The sequence below is a fragment of the Desulfurivibrio modestus genome (assembly GCF_044068625.1).
Classification (GTDB): Bacteria; Desulfobacterota; Desulfobulbia; order Desulfobulbales; family Desulfurivibrionaceae; genus Desulfurivibrio.
In genome coordinates this window covers 25,501-34,178 of record NZ_JBIPKH010000022.1, presented here as the reverse complement: position 1 = coordinate 34,178, position 8,678 = coordinate 25,501, and the positions used below count along the sequence as shown (strand labels likewise).

The 8,678-nt window shown below is 60.1% G+C and carries 8 protein-coding genes; 4 read left to right on the top strand and 4 right to left on the bottom strand.

The window, feature by feature from the left end; all coding sequences use genetic code 11:
* Nucleotides 1-1,116 (top strand): restriction endonuclease subunit S (locus ACHHRT_RS11665; protein ID WP_395499948.1); only part of this gene is annotated, 1,116 nt, incomplete at its 5' end.
* Between the two features lie 26 nt (nt 1,117-1,142).
* Here ACHHRT_RS11665 and ACHHRT_RS11660 read toward each other — a convergent pair.
* Nucleotides 1,143-1,508 carry a helix-turn-helix domain-containing protein gene (locus tag ACHHRT_RS11660; protein ID WP_395499947.1) on the bottom strand — a complete coding sequence of 122 codons (366 nt, stop codon included), beginning with the start codon at nt 1,506-1,508 and terminating at the stop codon, nt 1,143-1,145.
* Nucleotides 1,477-1,752 carry a type II toxin-antitoxin system RelE family toxin gene (locus tag ACHHRT_RS11655; protein ID WP_395499946.1) on the bottom strand — a complete coding sequence of 92 codons (276 nt, stop codon included), beginning with the start codon at nt 1,750-1,752 and terminating at the stop codon, nt 1,477-1,479. Before ACHHRT_RS11655 ends, ACHHRT_RS11660 begins: the two co-directional genes overlap by 32 nt.
* A 181-nt stretch (nt 1,753-1,933) precedes the next feature.
* On the opposite strand from ACHHRT_RS11655, the gene ACHHRT_RS11650 reads away from it, so the two are divergent.
* Nucleotides 1,934-2,482: a DUF6933 domain-containing protein gene (locus ACHHRT_RS11650; protein WP_395499945.1), complete on the top strand. Its 549-nt coding sequence runs from the start codon at nt 1,934-1,936 to the stop codon at nt 2,480-2,482.
* Nucleotide 2,483: 1 nt separating this feature from the next.
* A complete protein-coding gene (locus tag ACHHRT_RS11645) occupies nt 2,484-5,876 on the top strand; it encodes a type I restriction endonuclease subunit R (protein ID WP_395499944.1) in 3,393 nt (1,130 codons plus the stop codon).
* Nucleotides 5,877-6,017: 141 nt separating this feature from the next.
* On the opposite strand, the gene ACHHRT_RS11640 is transcribed toward ACHHRT_RS11645, so the two are convergent.
* Together ACHHRT_RS11640 and queD are read right to left on the bottom strand one after the other, a co-directional pair.
* Nucleotides 6,018-6,692, bottom strand: coding sequence for a 7-carboxy-7-deazaguanine synthase QueE (locus ACHHRT_RS11640; RefSeq protein ID WP_395499943.1), 675 nt, complete (start codon nt 6,690-6,692; stop codon nt 6,018-6,020).
* Nucleotides 6,689-7,057 carry a 6-carboxytetrahydropterin synthase QueD gene (queD, locus tag ACHHRT_RS11635; protein ID WP_395499942.1) on the bottom strand — a complete coding sequence of 123 codons (369 nt, stop codon included), beginning with the start codon at nt 7,055-7,057 and terminating at the stop codon, nt 6,689-6,691. Before queD ends, ACHHRT_RS11640 begins: the two co-directional genes overlap by 4 nt.
* Nucleotides 7,058-7,188: 131 nt before the next feature.
* Between queD and ACHHRT_RS11630 the strand changes: the two genes are divergently transcribed.
* Complete coding sequence (locus tag ACHHRT_RS11630; protein ID WP_395499941.1) at nt 7,189-8,538, top strand: DUF1015 domain-containing protein; 1,350 nt, start codon at nt 7,189-7,191, stop codon at nt 8,536-8,538.
* Nucleotides 8,539-8,678: the final 140 nt, after the last annotated feature.

Genomic DNA, 8,678 nt, shown 5'->3' with positions numbered 1-8,678 from the left:
TATCATAGGCTTCATTTTTTTGAGCTGGATAGTTACAAATTGGTAAGAGAAAAATGTTATCTTACCAACCTGTCGATTAAAATCGATCTAGACCAGAGCAGGGTGGACAACAGGTTCTTTTACTACCATTTCTTGAATACTGGCCTGAGGCATCTCGATAGCGGTTCGGCACAAAGCCAGATCACGATAAACGACCTTAATAATGAAGTTATTTCTTTGCCGCCGCTTTCCGAGCAAAAATCCATTGCCCATATCCTCGGCTCCCTTGACGACAAAATCGAACTCAACCGCCGGATGAACGCCACGCTGGAGGCGATGGCGCGGGCGCTGTTCAAGAGCTGGTTTGTCGATTTCGACCCGGTCATCGACAACGCCTTGGCCGCTGGCAACCCCATCCCCGAACCCCTGCAAGCCCGCGCCAAGGCCCGCAAAGCCCTGGGCTACCAGCGCAAACCCCTCCCCGCAGCGATTCAAAAACAGTTCCCCAGCCGCCTCGTCTTCACCGAAGAAATGGGCTGGGTGTCTGAGGGGTGGAAGGTTAGCACCGTCGGCGAGGAGTTTAATGTCACAATGGGGCAGTCACCGCCTGGAAACACATATAACGAGAGTGGCGAAGGAGTCCCATTTTTCCAGGGAAGAGCTGATTTTGGATTCCGTTACCCTTCCAATCGCGTTTACTGCACTGCGCCAAAAAGATTGGCATCAAAGGGAGATACGCTGGTAAGCGTTAGAGCGCCTGTTGGCGATGTAAACATGGCGGCAGCGAATTGCTGTATCGGTCGAGGAGTGAGCGCATCCAGACATAAGTCCGGGAGTCGTTCATTTACATTCTATGCGATGCTGCAACTTCGTGAATATTTCAAGGTATTTGAAGGCGAGGGTACGGTTTTTGGCAGTATCAACCAAAAGGACTTCAAGGCGCTGCCCATGCTAGGGATTCCCGCCGAGTTGGTTGAAGAGTTTGAGGTGTTAGCCGGTGGATTTGATGAAAAAATCGAGATTGGTACGGAGTCCGTAAGCAATCTCGTCCAATTGCGCGACACCCTGCTCCCCAAACTGATCTCCGGTCAACTCCGCATCCCCGATGCCGAACAACTGCTTGCCGAGGTTGCCTGACCATGACCAGGCAGCGATCCATTCGGCTAAAGGAAGAGCCGGTAATCCGCATTCAGGACGACGGCCAGTTTTCGGGCCCGCTCCTTGCCGATGGGGCGCTTGCCGTTTTCCATTTCCGAGATATGGCGCTGGGGAATCCCGGTCAATTCGGCCAGTTGGGCCTGGGTAAGGTCTTCGCGATAACGGTAGCCGCGCAGGGCAACGGCCCATTCCGGTTGGCCGGTGAAATGTTTGGCGTAAAACTGATCGGCCGTGATCCCGTCTGCTCCGTTCGCGGCCGGCTCAACTGCGGCCACAAAACGCTTGATCCGTTCCACGTTGGCCGGATGAACCTTGAGCCGGAGCGTAACCAGTTCCCTGTCAGTACGGCGCTTTTTCATGGGTGCCGGCATAGATGATCTCCACGGTGATGGTGGCCTTGTCTTCGGTCCAAACCGCCACATAGGTCGGTTTGCCTTTCTTGAGATGGCAGTGGTGCTGGTGGGGCCCCAGCTTGGAGTAATTCGGCCAGTCACCCCGAACCGGGCCACCTCGGCGAATACTGACCATCAGCGCATAAAGCGCGGCAAGAGCCCCTTTGGGCAGCTTCAGGCTCTGCTTCTCGGCCTTCTTGGTCAGCTTGACCTGCCATTGCATAATTAATATACCTTTTATGAGTATAAGTCAAGGCGCCGCCGACATGCAGCTCTTGCCGGATATACGGAATATATTCGATAGGGAGTAATAATGCAAACCGCGAATCTCCTTTTGATCGCGGTTGTATTTATGGTAAGGGTTTCAACAACCCCGATGCGGAAAAACTTGTAGCGGATGCCATATGATACGCCTGCACTGCACCAAAAAACTGCTGGTCAAGCTGCCGTGTGATGCGGACGGGCGGCTGAAAAGCCGTCGGGGTGTGCCCCCTGCCGCCGGCGACGTGGGCGAATCCCCGCTGAGCGGCTGGCACGCCAACCTGCTCCTGCTGCAACGCCGCCAGTGCGTGCTGTTCGTCCACGATGCCACCCGTTTTCCGGTCTTTGTCCCGGCGCTCAAAAAAGAGGAGTTGGCCGAACTGGACTGGTTCTTTCAGGACGGCTTCATGAACACCCTGCTCAAGGTCGGCGCCGACGACCGGCAGATGAAGGCGGCGGAAAAGCTGCTGGCGCTGCTGGTCTGCGACAACGACTGCAATCGCTCGGTGCAGGGCACCCTCAACCGGATGGGGCAGGACCTGGATTTAATGCTGGCCTACGAACGCGCCTCGGTGATGGATCTGTCGCCATACAAAACCGGGGCTTGGCTGGCCGAGCGACCCTGCACGGCAAAGGGTGTCCGCAACTGCATCTGGCCGGCGCGGGCGATGCTGGAGCTGCTGGGGAGCTGATATGAAATTCACCGAAGCCAAGCTGGAACAGGCGATCATCACCCTGCTGGGGGAGCAGGGCTACCCGCACTTTAAGGGCGAGGAGCTGGCGCGGCGGCCCGACGAGGTGCTGCTGCGGGATGATCTGGGCGAGTTTCTGGCCCGCCGTTACGGCGGCGAGGGGATCACCTCCGGCGAGATTGCTTCCATCTGCCGCCGGCTGGAGCGGCTGCCGGCCCTTGATCTTTATGAATCCAACCGGACCATCCACCGGCTGGTGGCCGACGGTTTTCTGCTTAAGCGCGAGGATCGCAGCCGCAAGGATCTTTACATCCAACTAATCGATTACGCCGGGCTGCCCGCCCAGCGCCTCCCCCGCCCCGGCGAGGTGGAGACCCTGACGGCGGAGGAGTCGCCCGCCTATCGGGCCGACGGCAATATCTACCGCCTGGTCAGCCAGTTGGAGGTGGTCGGCCACGAAAAGCGGATTCCCGATGCCGTGCTCTACCTCAACGGCCTGCCCCTGGTGATCTTCGAGTTCAAGAGCGCCATCCGGGAAGAGGCCACCATTTATGATGCCTATCTCCAACTGACCACCCGCTATGTCCGGGCGATTCCCGAGCTGATGAAGTACAACGCCCTCTGCGTGATCAGCGACGGGGTCAACAGCCGGCTGGGCTCGCTGTTCGCCCCCTACGAGTTTTTCTATACCTGGCGCAAGGTCAGCGGTGCCGAAACCATCGACCAGGACGGGATCAACGCCCTCCATACCATGATCGCCGGGCTGTTCGACCAGCACCGGCTGCGCCAGGTGATCCGCCACTTCATCTACTTCCCCGATGTCTCCAAGCGCGAGGAGAAGGTGGTCTGCCGCTATCCCCAGTTCTACGCGGCGACCAAGCTCTACCGCAATATCCGGGCCCACCGGAAGCTGCCGGACGGCACCGGGGGCGACGGCAAGGGCGGCACCTACTTCGGCGCCACCGGCTGCGGCAAGAGCTTCACCATGCTCTTTCTCACCCGGCTGCTGATGAAGAGCCTGGAGTTCGAGAGCCCGACCATCGTGCTGATCACCGACCGCACCGATCTCGATGCCCAGCTCGCCCACCAGTTCACCAACGCCAAGGGCTATATCGGCGACCAGACGGTGATCAGCGTCGAGAGCCGGGCCCGGTTGCGGGAGTTGCTCAAGGGCCGCAACAGCGGCGGGGTCTTCCTGACCACGGTGCAGAAGTTCACCGAGGATACCCGGCTGCTCAGCGACCGGGCCAATATCATCTGCATCTCCGATGAGGCCCACCGCAGCCAGGTCAATCTCGACCAGAAGGTGCGGCTGACCGAAAACGGAGTCAAGCGCACCTTCGGCTTTGCCAAGTACCTGCACGATTCTCTGCCCAATGCCACCTATGTCGGCTTCACCGGCACCCCCATCGACGCCACCCTGGATGTCTTCGGCCCGGTGGTCGATGCCTATACCATGACCGAGTCGGTGAAGGACCAGATCACCGTGCGCATCGTCTATGAGGGGCGGGCGGCCAAGGTGATTCTGGACAACGGCAAGCTTGAAGAGATCGAGGCCTATTACGCCCGGTGCGCCGAGGAGGGGGCCAGCGACTACCAGATCGAGGAGAGCAAGAAGGCCAGCGCCCGGATGCACGCCATCCTGGGCGACCCGGACCGGATTAGGGCCCTGGCGATCGATTTTGTCCACCACTACCAGCGGCGGCTGGAGGAGGGCGCCAGCGTAATGGGCAAGGCGATGTTTGTCTGCAGCAAGCGCGAGATCGCTTACGCCCTGTGGCGGGAGCTGATCGCCCTGCGGCCGGAGTGGAACCAGGCGCGGGCCGGCGGGGAAGGGGGAGGGGAAGAGACGGAGCTGAGCGCGGCCCGGCGGCGGGAGATCAAGCCCATGGAGCGGGTCAAGCTGATCATGACCCGGAGTGCGGACGACCCCAAGGAACTCTACGACCTGCTGGGCACCCCGGAATACCGCAAGGAGCTGGACCGCCAGTTCAAGCAGCCGGAGTCCAACTTCAAGATCGCCATCGTGGTCGATATGTGGCTCACCGGCTTCGACGTGCCCTTTCTCGACACCATCTACATCGACAAGCCGATCCAGCGCCACAACCTGATCCAGACCATTTCGCGGGTCAACCGCCGCTACGCGGGCAAGGAGAAGGGGCTGGTGGTGGACTATATCGGGATCAAGAAGCAGATGAACCTGGCCCTGGCCCATTACAACCAGGCCGACCGCCAGAACATCGAGGAGATCGGCCAGTCGCTGGTGGTGGTCAGGGACCACCTCGACCTGCTGGGCCGGATCTTCCACCGCTTCGACACCACCCCCTATTTCGTAACTGATCACGGGGTCGACGGGGTAAGCGGTCACGGGGTGCCGCAGGTTGCGGCAAGCGAGACGGTAAAGCGTACATCAGTACGTGAGCCGGCTCGATCGCCGCAAGATGCGGTGCCCCGTGATCGCTTAACCTATTTCCGGGGCAGCCCGGTGGCGCAGCTCAACTGCCTCAACCAGGCGGCGGAGTATGTGCAGATTACCGATAAGATCGAAAAGCGCTTCATGCACCTGGTCAAGCGCCTCAAGGCCGCCTGCGACATCTGCAGCGGCGCAGAAGAGCTGAGCCGGGAGGAGCGCGACCGGATTCACTTCTACCTGGCGGTGCGCTCCATCGTTTTCAAACTGACCATGGGGGATGCCCCGGATACCGCTCGGATGAACGCCCGGGTGCGGGAAATGATTAGCGAGGCCCTGCAGAGCGCGGGGGTGGAGGAGATTTTCAAGCTGGGGGAAGACAAGGCCGGGGAAATAGATATCTTCGCCGACGATTACCTGGCCCGGATCGAGAAGATCAAGCTCCCCAACACCAAAATCAAGCTCCTGCAGCAACTGCTGGCCCGGGCGATTGCCGACTTCAAGCAGGTCAACAAGGCCAGGGGGCTGGATTTTGCCAAAAGGTTCAAGACCCTGGTGGATGCCTACAACCAGCGCAAGGAAGAGGACGTGCTGGTCGGCAACGTGCTGGAGGATTTTTCCGTCGAGATCATCGACCTGATTCAGGCCCTGAAAAAGGAGCGCGACTCTTTCGCCGACCTTGGCATCGACCTGGAAGAGAAGGCCTTCTACGACATCCTCAAGGATCTGATGATCAAATACGACTTCACCTACCCCGAGGAGAAACTGCTCGCCCTGGCCAAAGCGGTCAAGCTGGTGGTGGACGACAAGGTCAGATACACCGACTGGAACCAGCGAGCGGACATCAAGGCCGAACTCAAGGTGGAGCTGATCCTGATCCTGGCCAAGCACGGCTACCCCCCGGTGGACCGCGACGAGGTGTACCGGGAGATCTTCGAACAGGCCGAGAATTTCAAGCAATACCAGCAGGCCCGGCAAGGGTGAAGCCGAGCTGGTAGAAAAAGGTGAAAAATGGGGTCAGAACCATCGAGCCCTGGATCTCTTGTGGGAGCTGAAAATGTGAGACGACGCAAGAAGAAAAGGGCCGCGGGATAAATTACCACCGGCAGAAGGGGCAAGCTAACGTCAGCAGCCTCGCCGGCGGTTGGGCCAGAGCAGGGTGTGCAGTTGCAGTTGCAGGCGGATCGGCAGGGCGTCGGCCAGCAGCCAGGCGGCCAGGTCGGCGGGGGCCAGGCGGCCGGCGGCCGGCGAGAAGACCAGCCGGTGGTGGGGGAGCAGCCGGTGCTGTTTGATGATGGTCAGGGCCCAGTCGTAATCGGGGCGGTCGCTGAGCACGAATTTGATCTCGTCGTTGCCGGTCAGGCGTCGGAAGTTATCCAGGTCCAGCCGGTCGGCCATGCCGCTGCCCGGACATTTGACATCCATGATGCAGTGCACCGCCGCCGGTACCCGGGCCAAAGAGAGGCTGCCGTTGGTTTCCAGCAAGACCCGGCGACCATCGGCCAGCAGGGCGTCGAGCAGCGGATAGACCCCTTCCTGCAGCAGCGGTTCCCCCCCGGTGATCTCCACCAGATCCACCCTTTGTCCCGTCGGCTCGAGCCCCTTGAGAGCGATTAACAGATCCTGCAGGCTGTAGGCAGTGCCCGGTTCCTCGTAGCTGTAGCGGGCGTCGCAGTAAGAGCAGCGCAGGTTGCAGCCGGTCAGGCGCACAAAAAGGCAGGGATAGCCGGCCCATGATGATTCCCCCTGGAGGCTGTAGAAGACCTCCGCGATCTGCAGGGGGGGCGGCGCTTCACTCATTCGCGGTAGGTGACGCCGCAGGCGTCGGTTTCGAGCACCGTCACCTGGTAAGGCCGATAACGCTCGGTGGTCAGGCTCTTTTTCAGTTCGTCAAAGATATACTTGGCGATATTTTCCGAAGAGGGGTTGCAGTCGGCAAAGGCCGGGTGCTGGTTGAGGTCGCGGTGGTCAAGCTGGTCGATGATCGGCTTCAGGGCCGCCTTGAGGTCGCGGAAATCCAGCCCCATCCCCAACTGATCCAGGCTGTCGGCCCGGATGGTCACTTCCACCTTCCAGTTGTGGCCATGGGGCTTTTCGCAGTTGCCGGGGTAGTCACGCAGGTGGTGGGCCGAAGAGAAATGGGTGGTGGTGAAGATGTCGAACATGGGCCTTTCCTCAAAAGACCGCTTGCAAGGCGGGGTAATTTTTAATAAGAATGTCGTTTTTGATCGAGCCCGCTGCGAGGGCTTTTTACTATATACCCCATTGATCTTCATGGCTCAAGGAGCAAACCAAGATGGCCGTTATCTCCCCCTTTCGTGCTGTGCGCTATAATCCCGCCAAAATCAAGGCCATTAGCGAGGTGGTCAGCCCCCCCTACGACGTGATCGATGCCCAGGCCCAGGCCGCTCTGTTGCGCAGCAACCCCTACAATATGATCAGGCTGGATTTGAGCAAAAACGTCAAAAGCGACGGGATGACCGCCGACCGCTACGCCGAGGCGGCCCGCCTTTTTCAGGAGTGGCTGGCCTCCGAGGTGCTGATCCGGGAGAACCAGCCGGCCTTTTATCTCTATGAGGTCGATTATCGCCGGCCCGATGGCACCTTTCATACCCGGCGCGGTTTTCTGGCCCGGGTGCGGCTGGCGGAATTTGCCGAGGGGGTGGTTAAGCCCCATGAAAAAACCTTTGCCGGAGTAACCTCCGACCGCCTGCGCCTGCTGGAAACCTGCCAGGCCCAGTTCAGCCCGATCTTCTCCCTTTACTCCGACCCCCGGAATCAGGTGATCACCCTGCTGGAAAAGGCTCGGGGCGGGGAGGCGCCGCTCTACCGGGCCGCCGATCATGACGGCTGTGAACACCGCCTCTGGGCGGTGACCGATCCCGCCACCATCACGGCGGTACACGATTTTTTCACCGACCGGCCCCTCTATATCGCCGATGGTCATCACCGCTATACCACCGCCCTCCAGTATCGGGCCCTGGTTCGGGAACGGCAGGGACAGCTGGACCCCGAGAGCCCGGCCAACCAGACCATGATGTATCTCTGCGGCATGGAAGATCCCGGCCTGAGTGTGTTGCCCACCCATCGATTACTGCGGCTTCCTGGCCAGACCACGGCTGCGGCCCTGGGGGAGCTGCTGGCGGAATTCTTCCAGGTGGAAGAGATTGCCACCGGTTCCCGGGAGAGTCTGCTGGTGGGGATGTTCGACCGAATGGTGGAGGGGCGGGGGCGGGGAAAGCGGACCCGGTTCGGCTTTTATCATCCCGGCGAGGATCGCTGCTTTCTGCTGACTCTGAAGGATGGGGTGATGGAGCGGGAGGCGGCCGCGCGGCCGCCGGCTCTGCGGGAGCTGGACGTGGTGGTGCTCTCCGATCTGGTCATCGACAAGCTACCCAACCTGGATCGGGCCCGCTGCGTCCAGGGAGATCTGCTGGAATACTACAGCGACCCCGACGAAGCCCTGGATGTGGCGGTCAAGGAGGCCGGCGATCCCGGGTTTACCCCACTGCTGTTCCTGATGAATCCCACCCTGGTGGAGCAGGTGAAGCGGGTGGCCGACGAGCAGTTGGTGATGCCCCATAAATCCACCTTCTTCTACCCCAAGGCTCTAACCGGTCTGGCCATCAATCCTCTGGCCGATTAAGCAAGAGCCGCCGATGGACTAACAGTCCGTTGAAAAAGCCATCCCTGGCTTTTTCAACTAACGGTTGGCCAAAGATGGCTTTGGCCAACCTCACGAATTCATTGCCACTTTCAGTGCCAACGAATTCGGCGGCCCGTCCA